Origin of the sequence: Desulfobacula sp., assembly GCF_030611305.1 — a bacterium.
Taxonomy (GTDB): domain Bacteria; phylum Desulfobacterota; class Desulfobacteria; order Desulfobacterales; family Desulfobacteraceae; genus Desulfobacula.
In genome coordinates this window covers 1-17,392 of record NZ_JAUWQB010000072.1, presented here as the reverse complement: position 1 = coordinate 17,392, position 17,392 = coordinate 1, and the positions used below count along the sequence as shown (strand labels likewise).

General features: G+C 41.4%; 15 protein-coding genes. 7 read left to right on the top strand and 8 right to left on the bottom strand.

Annotated features, from left to right (window positions below; translation table 11 throughout):
* Positions 1 to 495 precede the first annotated feature (495 nt).
* The 5 genes from ileS to pyk are packed head-to-tail and all read left to right on the top strand — an operon-like array spanning position 496 to position 7,243.
* Positions 496 to 3,291 (top strand): isoleucine--tRNA ligase, encoded by a 2,796-nt coding sequence (gene ileS / locus QAI40_RS12995; protein WP_299982870.1) that lies wholly within the window; start codon positions 496 to 498, stop codon positions 3,289 to 3,291.
* Positions 3,292 to 3,310: 19 nt separating this feature from the next.
* Positions 3,311 to 3,805 (top strand): signal peptidase II, encoded by a 495-nt coding sequence (gene lspA / locus QAI40_RS12990; RefSeq protein WP_331520851.1) that lies wholly within the window; start codon positions 3,311 to 3,313, stop codon positions 3,803 to 3,805.
* Between the two features lie 10 nt (positions 3,806 to 3,815).
* Positions 3,816 to 4,586, top strand: a complete 771-nt coding sequence (lgt, locus tag QAI40_RS12985; RefSeq protein WP_299982867.1) for a prolipoprotein diacylglyceryl transferase — start codon at positions 3,816 to 3,818, stop codon at positions 4,584 to 4,586.
* Positions 4,573 to 5,865 (top strand): DNA polymerase III subunit delta, encoded by a 1,293-nt coding sequence (holA, locus tag QAI40_RS12980; RefSeq protein WP_299982864.1) that lies wholly within the window; start codon positions 4,573 to 4,575, stop codon positions 5,863 to 5,865. Before lgt ends, holA begins: the two co-directional genes overlap by 14 nt.
* Positions 5,828 to 7,243 (top strand): pyruvate kinase, encoded by a 1,416-nt coding sequence (pyk, locus tag QAI40_RS12975; protein WP_299982862.1) that lies wholly within the window; start codon positions 5,828 to 5,830, stop codon positions 7,241 to 7,243. Before holA ends, pyk begins: the two co-directional genes overlap by 38 nt.
* Here the strand turns inward: pyk and lipA are convergent.
* From lipA to QAI40_RS12940, 7 genes are read right to left on the bottom strand one after another with little or no spacing between them, the layout of a single operon-like run.
* Positions 7,240 to 8,112: a lipoyl synthase gene (lipA, locus tag QAI40_RS12970; protein WP_299982860.1), complete on the bottom strand. Its 873-nt coding sequence runs from the start codon at positions 8,110 to 8,112 to the stop codon at positions 7,240 to 7,242. The two genes, pyk and lipA, sit on opposite strands and share 4 nt — an antisense overlap.
* A complete protein-coding gene (gene lipB / locus QAI40_RS12965; protein WP_299982857.1) occupies positions 8,066 to 8,818 on the bottom strand; it encodes a lipoyl(octanoyl) transferase LipB in 753 nt (250 codons plus the stop codon). Before lipB ends, lipA begins: the two co-directional genes overlap by 47 nt.
* On the bottom strand, positions 8,803 to 10,260 hold the full coding sequence (gene gcvPB / locus QAI40_RS12960) for an aminomethyl-transferring glycine dehydrogenase subunit GcvPB (protein ID WP_299982854.1): 1,458 nt from the start codon (positions 10,258 to 10,260) through the stop codon (positions 8,803 to 8,805). The genes lipB and gcvPB overlap by 16 nt, the downstream gene beginning before the upstream one ends.
* Complete coding sequence (gene gcvPA / locus QAI40_RS12955; RefSeq protein ID WP_299982851.1) at positions 10,260 to 11,594, bottom strand: aminomethyl-transferring glycine dehydrogenase subunit GcvPA; 1,335 nt, start codon at positions 11,592 to 11,594, stop codon at positions 10,260 to 10,262. The genes gcvPB and gcvPA overlap by 1 nt, the downstream gene beginning before the upstream one ends.
* A gap of 5 nt (positions 11,595 to 11,599) precedes the next feature.
* Entirely contained in the window at positions 11,600 to 11,998 is a 399-nt protein-coding gene (gcvH, locus tag QAI40_RS12950) for a glycine cleavage system protein GcvH (RefSeq protein WP_299982849.1), read from the bottom strand.
* A gap of 22 nt (positions 11,999 to 12,020) precedes the next feature.
* On the bottom strand, positions 12,021 to 13,271 hold the full coding sequence (locus tag QAI40_RS12945; protein WP_299982847.1) for an aminomethyltransferase family protein: 1,251 nt from the start codon (positions 13,269 to 13,271) through the stop codon (positions 12,021 to 12,023).
* Between the two features lie 28 nt (positions 13,272 to 13,299).
* Positions 13,300 to 13,743: an Lrp/AsnC family transcriptional regulator gene (locus tag QAI40_RS12940; RefSeq protein WP_299982844.1), complete on the bottom strand. Its 444-nt coding sequence runs from the start codon at positions 13,741 to 13,743 to the stop codon at positions 13,300 to 13,302.
* A gap of 186 nt (positions 13,744 to 13,929) precedes the next feature.
* Here QAI40_RS12940 and lpdA point away from each other — a divergent pair, with 186 nt between their 5' ends.
* Both lpdA and glyA read left to right on the top strand, forming a co-directional pair.
* The gene (gene lpdA / locus QAI40_RS12935; RefSeq protein WP_299982841.1) at positions 13,930 to 15,363 is read left to right on the top strand and encodes a dihydrolipoyl dehydrogenase; all 1,434 of its coding nucleotides are present in this window, start codon (positions 13,930 to 13,932) and stop codon (positions 15,361 to 15,363) included.
* 55 nt (positions 15,364 to 15,418) lie between these two features.
* Entirely contained in the window at positions 15,419 to 16,660 is a 1,242-nt protein-coding gene (gene glyA / locus QAI40_RS12930; RefSeq protein ID WP_299982839.1) for a serine hydroxymethyltransferase, read from the top strand.
* 11 nt (positions 16,661 to 16,671) lie between these two features.
* Here the strand turns inward: glyA and QAI40_RS12925 are convergent, their stop codons facing one another.
* On the bottom strand, positions 16,672 to 17,193 hold the full coding sequence (locus QAI40_RS12925) for an SPOR domain-containing protein (protein WP_299982837.1): 522 nt from the start codon (positions 17,191 to 17,193) through the stop codon (positions 16,672 to 16,674).
* Positions 17,194 to 17,392: the final 199 nt, after the last annotated feature.

The window sequence follows — 17,392 nt, the reverse complement described above, 5'->3', positions numbered from 1 at the left end:
TTGTTTTTTTGAATCAATCCGGTTTAGATATTTAAAAAAACCGATTCAAATCGGGAGAGAGGAGTGTTGTCTAAAAATATTTACAAAAAATGTTTGACAAAAGTTCTGGTACTCTGGCTATAGGGTTTCTTATTTCATTGTCCATAAACCCTGAGAACTATCCTCTGTGGAGTCCGCATTTTATTTAAAATTACCCTACCACAACATACAGTATCTGAATTTCTTTTATTCCCCGCTGCCATAGTAAATTTAGTGGGAATTGTTTGAGCGCAGCGAGTTTTTCCACCACAAGTGAAGTCAGACATAGAGCCTGTCAAAACGTTCTATCCCGCGACGGAAATGTGAACCAGCCTGAACGGGCATGTGGCTGGGTTTAAAAAAAGTTACTTGCGATCATCTTGATTTTACTTGTTATTTCTTGACATTTTAACGATTTGGCCGTACAAAGAAAGGCTCAACTATTGAACACCAACTGATCCGAATACCGGAGGAACAATGGAATATAAGAAAACTTTGAATCTGCCGTCAACAAAATTTGCCATGAAGGCCAATCTTCCGCAACGTGAACCCCAGCAGTTAAAAGAATGGGAAGAAAAGAAAATCTATCAGAAATTAAGAGAACAATCCAGAGACAGGGAACTCTTTATTCTCCATGACGGCCCTCCGTATGCAAATGGTCATTTGCACATGGGACATGCAATCAATAAAATTTTAAAAGATATTGTCGTTCGATCAAAACAAATGGCCGGGTTTAATGCCCCGTATATTCCGGGCTGGGATTGCCACGGACTTCCCATTGAACATAATGTGGACAAAAAGCTTGGGAAAAAGAAAAGAGAGATGACAAACGTTCAGGTTCGAAGGGAATGCAGATCTTATGCTGCCAGGTTTGTCGATATTCAAAGTGAGGAATTCAAACGGTTCGGTGTCATGGGTGAATGGGACAACCCTTATCTGACAATGAATTACCCCTATGAAGCCAGGATTGCCAAAGAGTGCGGAGAGTTTGCACTCTCAGGAGATATGTTTTTAGGCAAAAAGCCTATTTACTGGTGCTGTAACTGCCAGACCGCCCTTGCCGAAGCTGAGATTGAATATCATGACCATACTTCTCCGTCCATTTTTGTGAAGTTTCCGGTAAAAGATGATCTGTCCGATATTCTGCCGGGTGTTGAAGAAGATATATTTGTTGTGATCTGGACCACAACCCCTTGGACTATTCCTGCCAATTTGGGCATTTGTCTTCACCCGGATTTTGTCTATGCAGCGGTCAAGACGGAAGACCATGGGATTCTGATTGTTGCCAGGGATCTGGCAGACCCGGTAATGAAAACCTTGGGATTTGAAAATTATTCAATTTTAAAAGAGTTTTCCTCAAAGGATCTTGAAAATAAAAAATGTAAGCACCCGATTTATGACAGGGATTCTTTGATTATTTTGGGAGATCATGTAACGCTTGATGCCGGTACAGGCTGCGTTCACACAGCACCCGGGCATGGCGCAGATGATCATATTGTGGGTAAAAAATACGGATTGGAGTGTTATTCACCGGTTGAAGACAATGGCGTGTTTTCAAAGGATGTGGAGCATTTTGCCGGTGAATTTATTTTTAAAGCCAATAAAAATATTAATGAGAAGCTGGACAGTCTGAATCGCCTGTTAAAAAATGAAAACATGTCACATTCCTATCCCCATTGCTGGCGGTGTAAAAAACCTGTTATATACAGGGCAACACCTCAATGGTTTATCTCCATGGATAAGCTTAAACTTCGGCAGAAAACCCTTGATGAAATCAATAATGTTCACTGGATTCCATCATGGGGCCGGGAAAGAATCTATTCCATGATAGAAAACCGCCCTGACTGGTGTCTTTCAAGGCAGCGTTCCTGGGGTGTTCCCATTCCGATATTTCATTGCAGAGAGTGTCGGCAAATCTATGTCACAAGGGAATCTGTTGACAAAATCCATGAATTATTCACAGAGCACTCTTCTGATATCTGGTTTGACAAAGATGCAAAATTTTTGATGCCTGATGGTGCCAAATGTGAAAAATGCGGATCCATTGACTTTACAAAGGATCATAATATTCTGGATGTATGGTTTGATTCAGGTGTGAGCCATGCAGCAGTTCTGGATGAAAGAGAAGGGCTTGTACGGCCCGCAGACCTCTACCTTGAGGGGAGTGACCAGCACAGAGGCTGGTTTCACTCTTCTTTGCTGACCGGTGTCGGAAGAACAGGCAAGGCACCCTATAAAGCCGTTCTCACCCATGGGTTTGTCGTAGATGAAAATGGCAGGAAGATGTCCAAGTCTGTAGGAAATGTTGTGGCGCCTGACTCTGTGATTAAACAGTATGGCGCTGATGTACTAAGGCTTTGGGTAACTTCGGCTGACTACAAGGGAGATGTGAGTATCTCCAATAATATTATTAAACAATTGTCAGATGCATACCGGCGTATCAGAAACACCTGCCGGTTTATGCTGGGTAATTTTTCCGATTTTGACGTCACAAAGGATTTAAGATCCATTAAAGAAATGTCCGAGCTTGACAGGTTCATTCTTCACAGACTTCATCATGTGGTAAAACGGGCACTCACATCCTATGACAAATATGAGTTCCATACCATTTATCATACCCTGCATAATTTTTGTGTAGTGGATCTGTCTTCTTTTTATCTGGATATTATAAAGGACAGGTTGTATACCTCTCCTGCGGCAGATCCATTGCGGCGCGATGCCCAGACCGTGATGTTTATTATTCTGGATGCCATTGTAAAGATTATGGCTCCGATTCTACCGTTTACAGCAGATGAAATATACCAGCACATGCCCAGAAGTTCGGATCAAAAAGACAGTATTCATCTTAAATCCATGGTTGAGCTTAATGATGAATGGGAAGACAAAGAACTGGCGGATATCTGGGAGAACATCAGAAGCTTGAGAGGTGAAGTCACCAAAGCTCTGGAAGAAGCAAGAACCGAAAAATTGATCGGTCATCCTTTGGATGCAGCCCTTGAAATCAAACTGCCTGATACACAACTAAAAGTTCAGGTTCAGAATTTAAATGAAAATCTCAATGATATTTTTATTGTATCAAGTGCTGTGCTTGTGGATACCCTTGATGACACAGCCTATCAGGGGAAAGAGATTGAAGGGCTTTCTATTAAAGTCAAGAAAGCAAGCGGTGAAAAGTGTGAAAGATGCTGGCGGTTTGATACCACCATTGGCAATGATGCAGATCATCCCACCACCTGTGTGCGATGTGCAACGGCTTTAAAAAAGATATTGTAACCTGAAGGTCACACGTAAAGTGAATCTGATTTCAAAAGTATGGCTTAGATTAATTCTGGTCAGTGGATGTGTCATCTTTGCTGACCAGATCACCAAATATATAATCAAAACAAATCTTGCTTTATATGATAATATCATTGTTATAGAAAAATTTTTTAATATTACCCATATCCTGAATCCGGGCGGTGCCTTTGGTTTTTTTGCTTCCCAGTCCCCTGAAATCAGAAAATTTATTTTTCTGTTCATGTCGTCTGTGATTGCCCTTTTTGTTTTATGGTTTTACAAAAGATGCGCAGCAGACTTTATTTTTCTTTCCTATGGGCTGGCCTTAATTTTCGGGGGTGCAATCGGAAACCTGATTGACAGATTCCGGTATGGCAAGGTCGTGGATTTCCTTGATTTTTATATGGGGTCTGTCCATTGGCCGGCATTCAATGTTGCTGACAGCGCCATCAGTGTTGGAATGGGTATATTGATCTACCACATTGTTTTTAATAAAGTCCCGGATTTTTAAAGGCAAGTATATGCATCCTGTTCTCCTCCATATCGGCAGTTTTAATCTTTACACCTATGGTCTTTTTGTTGCCCTGGGATTTATGACAGCGATGTGGGTTTCTCAAAAAAATGCAAAACCCCATGGCATATCCTCCGGGATCATTACCGATATTTTTTTTGTTATCCTGGTATCTGCTCTTTTGGGCGCACGCCTCTTATACGTATTGATCAATTTTGACGTTTATAAAAGCAATCTGTTGGACATCTTTAAGATCTGGAATGGGGGACTCGTCTTTTTCGGTGGATTTATTTCTGCTGTTGTGGCTACAGCCATTTACCTGAAATTGAAAAACCTAAACATCTGGAAAACCGCTGATATTATCTCACCGGGCGTTGCCCTGGGCCATGCTGTGGGAAGGGTCGGCTGTTTTTTTGCGGGGTGCTGCTATGGGAAAGAGTGTGACCTGCCCATTGCCGTTAAATTTACAAACCCTGAAAGTCTCGCACCCATAGGAGTGTATCTGCATCCGACCCAGATTTATTCAGTATTTTCAAACCTGATCCTGTTTTTTGTTCTCTTGTGGCTTCAGAAAAGAAAGAAATTTAACGGCATGGTGTTTTTAAGCTATATCATGCTTTATTCATTATTCAGATCCATTGTTGAATTTTTTCGGGGGGATTTCAGAGGAGATTTCTTTTTTGAGTTTATTTCCATGTCACAGGGAATCGGGCTGATGGTTTCTCTGATTGCCTTTATCCTTTTAATTAAATTTTCAAGACCTTCTCATGGCCCAAAATAAAAACAACGTTAAACATAATAAATTAGACTCATTTTTCAACTCTCTTCAAGAAGATGATATCCCTGGTTCGGTCCTGATTTACGGTGAGCCATATCTGGTAAAACAGGCGTTTAAAACCACATCTTCTTTTTTGGTTGGAAATAATAATATGCAGTTTGCCCTGGAAACCCTTGAAGGCGGTTCTGTTTCCATGGGGGATGTCATTGAGCAGGTCTCCACCTTTTCATTTCTTGTTTCCAAAAAAATTGTGGCAGTCAAAAACGCCCCTTTGTTTCAAACACAACAGGGTAGTCAGTATATCAATTTTTCACAATCAGACCTTGACCATCTGATTGATTTTATTCAAAAAGGCATTCCTTTAAATCATTTTCTAATTCTCACAACCACCCGTATAGATAAAAGAAAAAAGATATATAAGGCACTAGCGGACAAAGGATTAATTATTGACTGCTCTGTTCCCGCAGGGGCAAGAAAAACAGACATGGATGAGCAGAGAACTGTGTTGCAAAGTGTTGCGGGTCAGATCCTGTCAAAGTCTGAAAAAACCATCGACAATCAGGCCTTTCATGCCCTGGTGGATTTGACAGGATTTAATCTTGACCTTTTATCCCAGAATCTGGAAAAGCTGATCGCATTTTCCGGTAAGAATCAGGCAATTTCAATAGCAGATGTAAAAGCTGTTGTAAAAAGGGATAAAAAAGATCCCATATTTAATTTAACCAATGCGTTTATGGCGAAAGACATTAAAAACGCACTTTTTTATTTAAATTCACTTTTTAATGAAGGGTTTCATCCCCTGCAGATATTAAAATCATTTGAAAATCAAATTCGAAAATTGATTCTGGTGAAATGTTTTACCCAGCAATTTTATCAAAAAAATAAAAACACGGACCTTAAAAAAGTAAATTTTAATTCTTTCAAACAGGTCGTGCTTCCCAAAATTATAGCTCATGATGAACAGACAAAAACTGCTATTGAAGGGCAGGATGAATATCTATCAAGGGAAAGCACAAAGAAAAAAAAAGGAAAGGCAAATGATCTTTTTCTTGCCCCCAATCCCCAGAATGCATACCCTGTGTTCCAGGTATTTCAAAAATCTGAGAATTTTTCTTTAAATGAGCTGAATCAATCATTAATTTTTTTAAGTGACCTGGATTACAGACTGAAATCTTCGTCTTTTGATGCTAAAACGGCCATAGAAAATTTTATCATCAACACCTGTAGTAAAGGAGGGTTTGTGTATGCCGAAGAAAACCAAAATCGTCGCCACCATTTCTAATTTAAAGTGTTCGCCTAAGTTTATTGGAAGACTTTATCGGGCAGGCATGAACGTTGTCCGGCTGAACACTGCCCACATGACCCGTGATGATGCCTTGAAAGTGATCAAAAATATAAGACAGGTGTCTGATAAAATAGGGATTCTCATAGATACCAAAGGCCCTGAGATCAGAACCTGTGATAACGACAAACCTTTGGCAGTAAAATATGGGGACACCATAAGAATTAAAGGCGCCCCCGGTGAAAAATCCAAAGGCAAGGTTATCTGTGTCTCTTATGAGGATTTTGTTAAGGATATTCCCATCGGCAGTTCCATAATGATTGATGACGGATACATTGCACTGGCGGTCATGGATAAGGATGACAAGTATTTAACCTGCCATGTGGAAAATGATGGGGTGATCAATGCCAGAAAAAGTATCAACATCCCGTCCGTTCATGTGAAACTTCCGGCTTTAAGTGAGAAAGACAAAAGATTTATTGAGTTTGCCGCTGATAATGATCTGGATTTTATTGCCCATTCTTTTGTGAGAAATGAAAACGATGTCATAGCCGTTCAAAAGATTTTGGATAGAAAAAAATCAGCTATAAAAATTATTGCAAAAATTGAGAACTCCCAGGGTGTTGAAAATCTGTGTGAGATTCTCGATCATGCCTATGGGGTGATGATTGCAAGGGGTGATCTGGCAGTTGAAATCCCCACAGAACAAATCCCCTTGATTCAAAAACAGATTGTCATGACCTGCATTGAAAAAAGAAGGCCGGTGATTGTTGCCACCCAAATCCTGCATTCCATGATCGAATCGCCCAGACCCACAAGGGCAGAGGTGTCAGATGTTGCCAATGCCTGTCTGGATCATGCAGACGCCCTCATGCTTTCAGGAGAAACAGCCAATGGAAAATATCCTGAGGTGGCTGTCAGAACCATGGCAAAGATTGCCAGAGAAGTGGAGGACAAGAAGAGCAGCTTTATTAATGTTCCTTATACCCTTGAAAATAAAATTACGGCCTATCTTGCCAAGTCAGCTGTTAAAGCTTCTTTAAGACTGAACACAAAAGCCATTGTGGCTGATTCTCTAACGGGCGAATCGATACTTGCCCTTGCAGCTTACAGGGGAGACAATCCCATATATGCCCAAGTATACAACAAACGCTTGATGCGGCAATTATCCCTGTCATTTGGAGTTTTTTCAGACCATATCCTAATGGATATCGCCAATACAGAACCCTTGAAACAATCCATATGCCGGTTGTTAGATGATAAACAATTTAAAGAAGATGACTTGATTATTGTTCTTGCAGGCAGCTTTGATGTTAAGCAGGGTACATCTTATATTGAAATCAGTACAGCAGGTAATTTTAAAAAAAAATGTACTTAGGAGCCAAATAGATCCTGGGCGTTATAGGAGCTTCGAACAAAAGGTCCTGCGGCCACTCTTTCAAATCCAATACATCTGGCTTTTTTTTCAAGTGCTTTAAATACATCAGGGGAATAATATTTTTCAACTTTAAGATGGGCTTTTGTGGGCTGAAGATATTGACCAAGAGTTAAGATATCACAGCCATGATTGAAAAGATCTGCCATGGTCTGTTCAAGTTCTTCCATGGTTTCTCCTAAGCCAACCATGATTCCTGATTTGACCGGCATTGAATCGTCAATTGTATGTACATTCTGCAAAAGATCAAGGGATTGCTGATAGTTGGCTTCAGGCCTTACAGAAGGGTAGAGCGAGGGAATGGTTTCAATATTATGGTTCAATACATCCGGTTTTGCACATACAACTATCTTCAACGCCTCGATATTTCCCTGGAAATCGGGAATCAAAACCTCAACTTTCGGATCATCCGGCAGAGCGGCCTTAATGGCCTTAATTGTATCTGCAAAATGAGAAGCGCCGCCATCTTCAAGGTCATCTCTTGTAACAGATGTTACCACAACATATTTTAAGTTTAAATCAAGGGCTGCCTTGGCAACTCTCATGGGTTCGTCAGAATCAACCGGTAGAGGACTGCCGGGGATAACATTGCAAAATCTACAGTTCCGTGTACATTCAGATCCTAAAATCATAAAGGTGGATGTATTTTTCGAAAAACATTCAAACATATTGGGACAATTGGCTTCCTGGCAGACTGTGTGCAGTCTGGCTTTTGACAGAAGGCCTCGTACCCGTTGATAATCTCCGCCTTTGGGAAGGCTTTTTTTAAGCCACGACGGCTTGCTGCTTTTTCGTTTTTTTTGAATAATCATTGTTTCTTATGATTGAATAGTTAAATACGGATGAAAAATGCTTTACAAAGGCATTCTTTATCCGTTCCATTGCCAGATCATAATCGGACAGGTCATAATTGTTTGCGCTGAGTTTTATTTCTTTTTCAATGGATGTCATGGATACATTGGTAAGACCACAGGGATTGATCCATGAAAAAGGCTCAAGATCAGGATTGATATTCATGGCAAGGCCATGAAAGGATATCCCTTTCTTGATTGAAATTCCTACACTTCCGATCTTTGAATTTCTAACCCAGATGCCATGATTTCTTTGGTTTCTGTCTGCATCAATGTTAAAATCCATTGCAGTGAGCTTCATGATTTCTTCAAGGCCGTGGACGAAATCCTTTACCCCTATTTTATTTTTTCCAAGATCGACTATTGGATACATGACAGCTTGGCCAGGGCCATGATAGGTGATATTTCCCCCCCGGTCAGTTTGAACAATACCAACATTTTTTGCAGTTAAAAAATCTCTTGAAACAACCAAGTTCTCTTCTCCACCTCTTTTCCCGAGCGTGAAAACAGGAGGGTGCTCAACAAAGAAAATCCAATCTTCTTTTACAGATTTATTGATCTTTGAGTGTAATGTCTGTATCTGAATATCAAGCGCTTTGCCGTATTCCAATAGACCCAGGTCCATGAATACAGCAGAGCGCTTTGACAGGTTTAACCTCTCAGGCATGGTTTTCTTGCTGCTGTAACTTCATCAAGCCGCGTGACTTTTGTCAAAAGCGGTGCTTTTTTAAGCTTTTCAGGATCATCTTTGGCTTCTTTAACAATGGCTTTTACCGCATTAATAAACTGATCAATATCCTCTTTTGATTCGGTTTCGGTGGGTTCTACCATAAATGCACCTTCCACAACCAGCGGGAAGTAGACAGTGGGAGGATGAAAACCATAATCCAGAAGTCTTTTTGCCATATCCATGGTGGTAATGTGATCTTTTTTCTGAAATTCATCATTAAATACACATTCATGCATACATGGCAGATCATAAGGAAGGTTAAGCGTTCCCTTCAGGCTTTCCTTGATGTAATTTGCATTGAGAACAGCGAGAGTGCTGGCATTTTTAAGCTCCTTGGCTCCCATGGAAAGGATGTATGAATAGGCTCTGACCATGACTCCAAAATGTCCGTAAAAGGTATGAAGTCTGCCAATGGTATCAGGACAATCCGTAACAAATTTATAGGAATCCAGTTTCTTTTCAACTCTTGGTATGGGCAAAAAGGGTTCAAGGGCTTTGGTAACCGCAACAGGTCCTGATCCCGGCCCCCCTCCGCCATGGGGAGTTGAAAACGTTTTGTGAAGATTTAAATGAAGAACGTCGATTCCGATTTCACCCGGCTTAACAATACCCATGATAGCATTCATGTTGGCACCGTCACCATAGACAAGCCCGCCTTTTGCATGGACAATATCGGCTATCTCTTTGATATTGGATTCAAAAAGCCCCAGGGTATTGGGATTGGTCACCATGATACCTGCGGTATCTTCGTCCATGACAGCGGCAATTATTTCAGGTTCGAGAATTCCTTTTTCTCCGGATTTGACATTGATGGATTCATAGCCGCAAAGGGTGGCACTGGCAGGATTAGTACCATGCGCGGTATCCGGGATAATGATCTTGGATCGCTGTTTTCCCATTTTTGCATGATACGCATGGATCATGAGCATGCCTGCAAGCTCTCCGTGGGCACCGGCAGCCGGTTGAAGGGTGACAGCATTAAAACCGGTTATTTGGGCAAGATATTGCTCAAGATTATACATAAGCGCCATTGCACCTTGAGAAAATTCATCCCCGGAAAACGGGTGCGCACCGGCAAATCCCTGGCGGGCAGCCTGCACCTCATTGGTTTTGGGATTATATTTCATGGTGCAGGAACCCAGTGGATACATGCCGGAGTCTACGCCAAAATTCCATTGGGAAAGCCGTGTATAATGTCGGACCACATCCAGTTCGGAAAGCTGTGGAAGTTCAGGTGCATCACCTGTCAATTCCGGATCAAGTTCAACCCTGTCAACATCAGAGTTTGGCAGGGATATGGCACACCGGCCCTCCCGGCTTTTTTCCCATAACAGCGGTTCATTGAAAATAAGACCGCTTCTTCCAGGTTGCTGATTCATTATTGTACCTCCTTTGCCAGTTGATCAATATCATCCTTTGAGATAGTTTCTGTTGCACAGAATAAATAATGGTTTTTCAGCTCAGGATAGAAGGGTTCCAGACTTATTCCTGCAAATGTGCATTTGTCATTAATCAAGGCATCTCTTTTCTGTTCAAATCCCTCAGGGACTTTCATAACAAATTCATTAAAAAATGGCGTATCAAAAGCAGATTCAAATCCGACTTTTTCAAGGCTTGTTTTAAGATATACGGCGTTATCGTGATTTTGCTGTGCGATTTCCCTGATGCCGATTTTTCCTGTAGTTGCAAGATATATTGCTGCGGTCAGGGCATTGAGGCCATTGTTGGAACAGATATTGGAGGATGCTTTTTCTCTTCTGATGTGCTGTTCTCTTGTAGCAAGGGTCAAAACAAATCCGTCATCACCATTTGCATCCTTTGTTTTTCCGATTAAACGCCCTGGAAGGTTTCTCATTTGTTTTTTAGTTCCGGCAAGCAAACCGAGGCCCGGGCCGCCAAAGGATTTGGTGATACCAAGACTCTGGCCTTCACCCGCAACCAGGTCGGCGCCAAAACTGCCTGGATTTTTTAACAGACCATAGGCAATCGCTTCGGTAAAAGAGGTAATAAACAACACCTTTTTTTCATCAGCTATGGTCTTAAAGATTTTCAAATCTTCTATATTACCGAAAAAGTTCGGGGATTGAACAGCTATCCCTGCAATGTCATCCATACCCTTGAGAGCCCCCACATCTGTAAGACCCTCTTTTGTGTAGGGGATCTCAATGATTTCATACCCTGTGGGGCTGATATAGGTATGAATGATCTGTCTGTGGCTTGGATGGACAAGACCGGAAACAGCAATCTTATTTACTTTTTTGTTCTTTCTAAGTGCAATAAGTGCTGCTTCTGCAAGAGCAGTTCCGCAATCATAGTGGGAGGCTGTGGCAACATCCATTCCCAACAATTCGGTTACCATGGTCTGGAATTCATAAATTCCCTGCAAGGTTCCCTGGCTGACTTCGGGTTGATAGGGTGTATAGGCCGTTATAAATTCTGATCTTGAGATAAGGTAAGGTATAATGGCAGGGATGTAATGATCATAGCTGCCTGCCCCCAAAAAACAATTGTATTTTTTACAGGCGATATTGGCGGAAGCAAGGTCTTCCATGTGGGCATTGAGCTCCCACTCGGACAAGCTTTCCGGAATATCAATAGTATTTTTTGTTTTCAGATCATCCGGTATGCAGTTAAACAGGTCATCAAGAGAGGAATGTCCTGCGACCTTAAGCATAGTTTCAATATCTTTTTTGGTATGTGGAAGATAGCGCATGGCGTTTATCCTTTCAGCATGTCAAGATATGCTGCTTTGTCCATAAGATTATCCAGTTCGGAAACATCGTCTGGTTTTACTTTGATGATCCACCCGTTATCATAACAGGATTCGTTCACAAGTTCAGGTGCATCCTCAAGAGCTTCATTGATCTGTACAATTTCTCCTGAAATGGGGATATACATTTCCGAAACTGCCTTTACAGACTCTACACTTCCAAATTCATCCCCCTCAGAGAATGCATCACCTACTTCAGGAAGTTCGACAAAAACAATTTCCCCCAGCTGATCCTGGGCATAATCATTAATCCCAACCGTTACGGTATCACTGTCTTGTTTTGCCCATTCATGATCTTTTGTGTATTTGACATCATCGGGTAAGTTAAGATCATTAATTTCTTTCATAAAAACCTCCAATTAATAAGTGTTAAATAAAATTATCCCATTTTTTTCTTGCAGTTCGATCAGGTCTGATATCTGTCATAATAGTAGCCGTTATCGCTCTTTTGCCTTCTTTAAGCGTCACTGTCATACCCGATTCAAGTTTTTTTGAAACCATGATAAAACCGCAACTTATGCCTTTTATTTTTAAATCCCGGGGAAGATTTTTTGAGCCGATGCTCACAATATTCCCTTTGTGCCAGCTGATACCCATATCAGTGGCACAGGTAAGCACTTTACCAATTATTTTTCCTGTTTCATCTATTACATGGGTATTATCTCCGGCCGGGACTTTTCTTAAAGAGTCTCCTGCAAACGGATAGGTAAACGAATCCCTCTCTGCGGGTGAAAGAGCATCGGCCCCAAGAAAACTCTTTGTAAAAGACGTTTTATCTTTATTATAGGGAAGTGCAAAATCCCATGGGTGATTTATGAATTTCCAGCTTCCAATGTCCTGATGGGAGAGAGGCAGGCAGGCCCCGGCCCTTAGAGAATCCCTGGAACCCAATCCACAGGCGGTAATGCCGATATCTTTTCCTGCGGATAAAATGTCTTCCCAGAGGTTAACGATGGCATCAGGGTTAAGGAATATCTCAAATCCAAATTCGCCGGTATATCCTGATCTTGATAATAATATCGGCCTGCCATCCAGTAATTTGACTTCAGATTCACCTAGGACAGATTCATTAAAGTTTCCTTTAAATGAGAAATACGGCATAATATCTAAAACCGTATCAGGATTCTGAATGACTTTTGAAAGAATCCGGGCTGAATTGATGCCCTGAATATCCATTTTCGCAATTTTCCCAGATAAATCTTCAATGCTCACATCCCGACTTTTTGTATTTGCATCAAGGTGTTGGGCAATGGCCGCACCCATGCCTGCATTGACGCAAATCATAAAAAAAACATCTGAAAATTTGTAAACAATGGCATCATCAATACAATGGCCTTCTGAATTTAAGAAGGCTCCGTATACACAACGACCTTGTTTAAGTGTGGTAATGTCCCTTGTAAAACAATAATTGATCAGTTCAAAGGCGTCATTCCCGTTAACGTTGATACAGGCCATATGACTGGTATCAAATATACCTGCTGATTTTAAAACGGCAAGGTGTTCATTTTTGACTCCGGTTTCATACCATAAGGGCATGTTAAATCCGCCGAAATCAGCCATATTCGCACCTGCGGTTTTATGCCATCTGTTCAAAGGTGTGGTTTTTAGACAGGTGTTCATGACAACAATCCTTTTATATTTTTATTTACTATAAAATATAGGGAACCTTTAAATTATAAGATTTATATACAACAAATGTTTCTACAGATCTGATGCCCTTAATTTGTGCGATTTCTTCGGTATAAAATTCAAGCAGGCCAAAGCCTTTTTTAAAAAGAACAAGAACCAGCAGGTCATATCTTCCTGTAACAACATTTACTGAAATAACCCCTTTAAGTTTGCTGATTTCTTTACCTTTTTGAACCAGATTCATCCCTGACAGCTTGATTCCGATGATAACAACACGGTGGCCCGGAAGTGTTGCAGGGTCAACAAGGCCGCAAATCTCAAGGACGCCTTCTTCCTGGAGCTTATTTACCCTGGATCTAACCGTATTCTCTGTAATGGTGAGTTTGTCAGCAATCTTTTTAAAGGATTTCTTCCCTTGCTTCAATTCTCTGATAATATCAATATTGGTATCGTCAATCTTCATGGTTTCTCCGTTTTTAACTAAAAATTTGTGGAAAAACAATTTTATTTTAATAATTATTGGAAAATACCTTGCAACAATGATATTGTCAAATAAAATTTAAACAAATTTATGAAAAAACAAATTTGTTTGATCAAAATTAAGGGAATTTGTTTGAATGGCCTTAATAATAACAGGACGGAGACTTGTATGGTAACAAAAATTATTGTCGTTGGAGGAGGGCCGGGAGGATATGTTGCAGCCCTCAGGGCAGCAGCGTTGGGAGCAGATGTAACCCTGATTGAAAAGGAGGAGCTTGGTGGCACCTGCCTTAACTTTGGATGTATTCCTTCAAAGATTATGAAAAACTCAGCAGATATTTTTCTTAAATTTTTAAAAGCAGATAACTTTGGTATCAAGGTTCAGGGCAGTGTAAGTCCTGATATGACATCGTTGATGGAAAAAAAAGATAAGATTCTTGCGACCCAGAGAAAAGGGATTGCCGCTTTGTTGAAAAAAAGCGGTGTTGCCGTAGAAATGGGCAGGGCAGTGATAAAATCCTTAAAGACTGTCGAGGTTGCATTTAACGATGGAAACACAAAAGAACTTGGCTATGACAAGCTTATTCTTGCCACAGGAACAAAACCATTAAATGTTGCTGATTTTCCATTTGACCATCATCATATCCTGTCGTCTAATGATATCCTGCAATTGAATGACATCCCCGAATCTATTGTCATTGTCGGGGGAGGGGTGATCGGTTGCGAATTCGCCTTTATATTTTCAGCTTTGGGGTCAAAGGTGACCATTGTTGAGGCCCTGTCAAGACTACTTCCCCTGCCTTCTGTTGATGAAGAGTGTTCCAAGTTGTTGTTAAGGGAAATGAAAAAAAGAAAGATCGCAGTTTTTTGTGATACCATCGTTAAATCCGCCGACATAAAAAATGATCAGATTTCCGTCCATCTGGATATGTCCCCGTTTACAGATAATCCAAAACCCAAAAAATTAAAAATCAATATGCTCAAATCCGAAAAAATGGCGGTCTGTATTGGAAGATCTGCACTTTCATCTGATTTAGGGCTGGAAAATATCGACCTTAAAACCACGCCTCAGGGGTGGATCGATGCCAATGAACGGCTGGAAACCAGCGTGGAAGGCGTTTATGCCATTGGTGATATTCTTGGCCCTCAAAAGGTAATGCTGGCCCATGTGGCCTCCCATGAAGGAATAATAGCAGCCCAAAATGCCATGGGTGAAAAGAGTATCATGAATTATGATGTGATCCCGGGAGCCATCTTCACCATGCCGGAAATCGGTACGGTTGGATTGAGTGAATCTGAAGCCAGAAAAAAAGGATATGACGTGGAAGCTTTCAGTGTTAATTTCAGAACCCTTGGGAAAGCCCAGGCCATAGATGAGCTGGCAGGAACAGCAAAAATGATTGTTGAAAAAAAATCGAATAAGGTCCTTGGGGTTCATTTGATCGGTGCCCATGCAACAGACCTTATTGCCGAAGCAACCCTTGCCATCCAGAAAGGATTGACTGCAAGGGAAATCGCCCATACTATCCATGCGCACCCCACACTGGCTGAGATCATGGGCGAAGTTTCCTTAAAAGCATGCGGTACGCCGATTCACGGTTAAACCCATAAAAACAAGACTTAACCAAATGGTCACAATATCGGAGAAAAATCACCCTATGTTATATTTATCCAATGACGACCCGGATCTGGCCAAACTTGTCAGCGATGAAGAAAATCGGCTTGAAACCACATTAAACCTGATTGCTGCCGAGAATCATTCCCCTCAATCAATCCTGGAGATCATGGGGTCAGTGTTCAATACAAAAACCATTGAAGGATATCCGGGGAAACGGTTTCATTCCGGCTGCATTCATGCTGACAAGGTTGAAAATCTGGCCATTACAAGGGGTAAATCACTTTTTAAGGCCGAATATATCAATGTCCAGCCTCACAGCGGCACATCCGCCAACCTGGCAGTTTATTTCAGTGTGTTGAAGACAGGAGACAGAGTACTCTCCATGAGCCTGCCCCACGGTGGTCATCTTTCCCACGGGCATAAGGCCTCTATTACCAGCAAATGTTTTGATTTCAGTCATTATAAGGTAAATCCTGAAACGGAAATGATTGACTATGACCAGGTCCGGGAAATTGCTCATTTTGTGAAACCCAGAATGATTGTTGCCGGTGCAAGTTCATATCCAAGGTTGATTGATTATGAAAAAATGTCTCAAATTGCCAGGGAGGTATCTGCCTTTTTCCTGGCAGATATGGCCCACCTGGCCGGCCTTGTGGCGGCAAAATTAATCCCGAGCCCCATACCCCATTGTGATTTTGTCACCTTTACCTGTTACAAAACCATGATGGGGGGCAGAGGCGGGGTAATCCTGTGCAAAGAAATTTTTGGGAAAAAAATAGATAAAGCCGTGTTCCCGGGATGCCAGGGAACCAGTGCTGTCAATCTTATAGCTGCAAAGGCGTTGATTTTCAAGCTTGCCCGGGAAGAAAAATTTGTTTCCATCCAGAAAAAAACTATTCAAAATGCCAGGATTATGGCCGGAGCCTTGATGGAAAAAGGGTACCATATTATTAGCGGCGGAACCGACAATCACCAAGTGTTAATTGACCTGACATCCAAGGGTATTTCAGGTAAATCTGCGGAAGACTGTCTGGAGTCGGCAGGGATTATCCTGAATCGGAATGTGGTACCGCAGGATGAGAACACCCCCGGGAAAGTCAGCGGTATCCGGTTGGGAAGCGGAGCTGTTTCAGCCAGGGGAATGGGAGAACCTCAGATACGAAAGATTATTGAGCTGATGGATATGGCAATGATGAACCAGACAAAAAAGGCGGTCGTAAAAGAGGTCAAAAACAGGGTATTAAAGCTGTGCCGGGAATTTCCTGTCAACAAATCTGTATAGACATTATTGCTTTACCAGGTGCCGGCAGGACGAATCACCGGGTCGATGCCAGCTTTATCCTTTAATGATAAGGAAGCCTTTCGGGCTTCATCTTGATTTGCATAACTTCCTGATCTTACCAGATACCAGGTCCTGCCCCTGGAATCTTTAAGAATCAGTATCCTTGAATCAACCCCGCTATTGACCAATTTGGTTTTCATATTATTGGCATTTGCCTGGTTGAGATAAGCGCCTGCCTGAAGGGCATACATAGAACCTGGGTCTTGTTTAACAGCTTCTTTATAGGTTTCGGGTTTGGTATCTTCTTTTTCCTGCTGAGCAAGCAGATCGGCCTTATAGCGGGTTGCCCAGTGAAAATCAGGTTTGAGGTTCAGTGTTTTTGAAAGATCATCAAGGGCTTCTTTATTTTTGCCCAGTGCAGCAAAGCAAAAGGCCCGGTTAAAATATGCCACATGATTCTCAGGTTCCATTTCGATTTCAATATCATAGTTTTTAATGGCTTTTTCATACTCTTTTTTATAATACCAGGCCACCCCGAGATTACCTCGTGTTCGACAGTTGTAGGTTCATTTTTACCGATTTTTGTAAAAATATTCAATAAAATCAGGCCGAGTATCGAATCTGAGTTCAAAACCTGTAGGCACACGACTACTCAAATTTATCTTGACAAATATATCAATACATGCTTTTTATATGGGCATGTATGTACGCACCATAAAACGCAGGAACAAG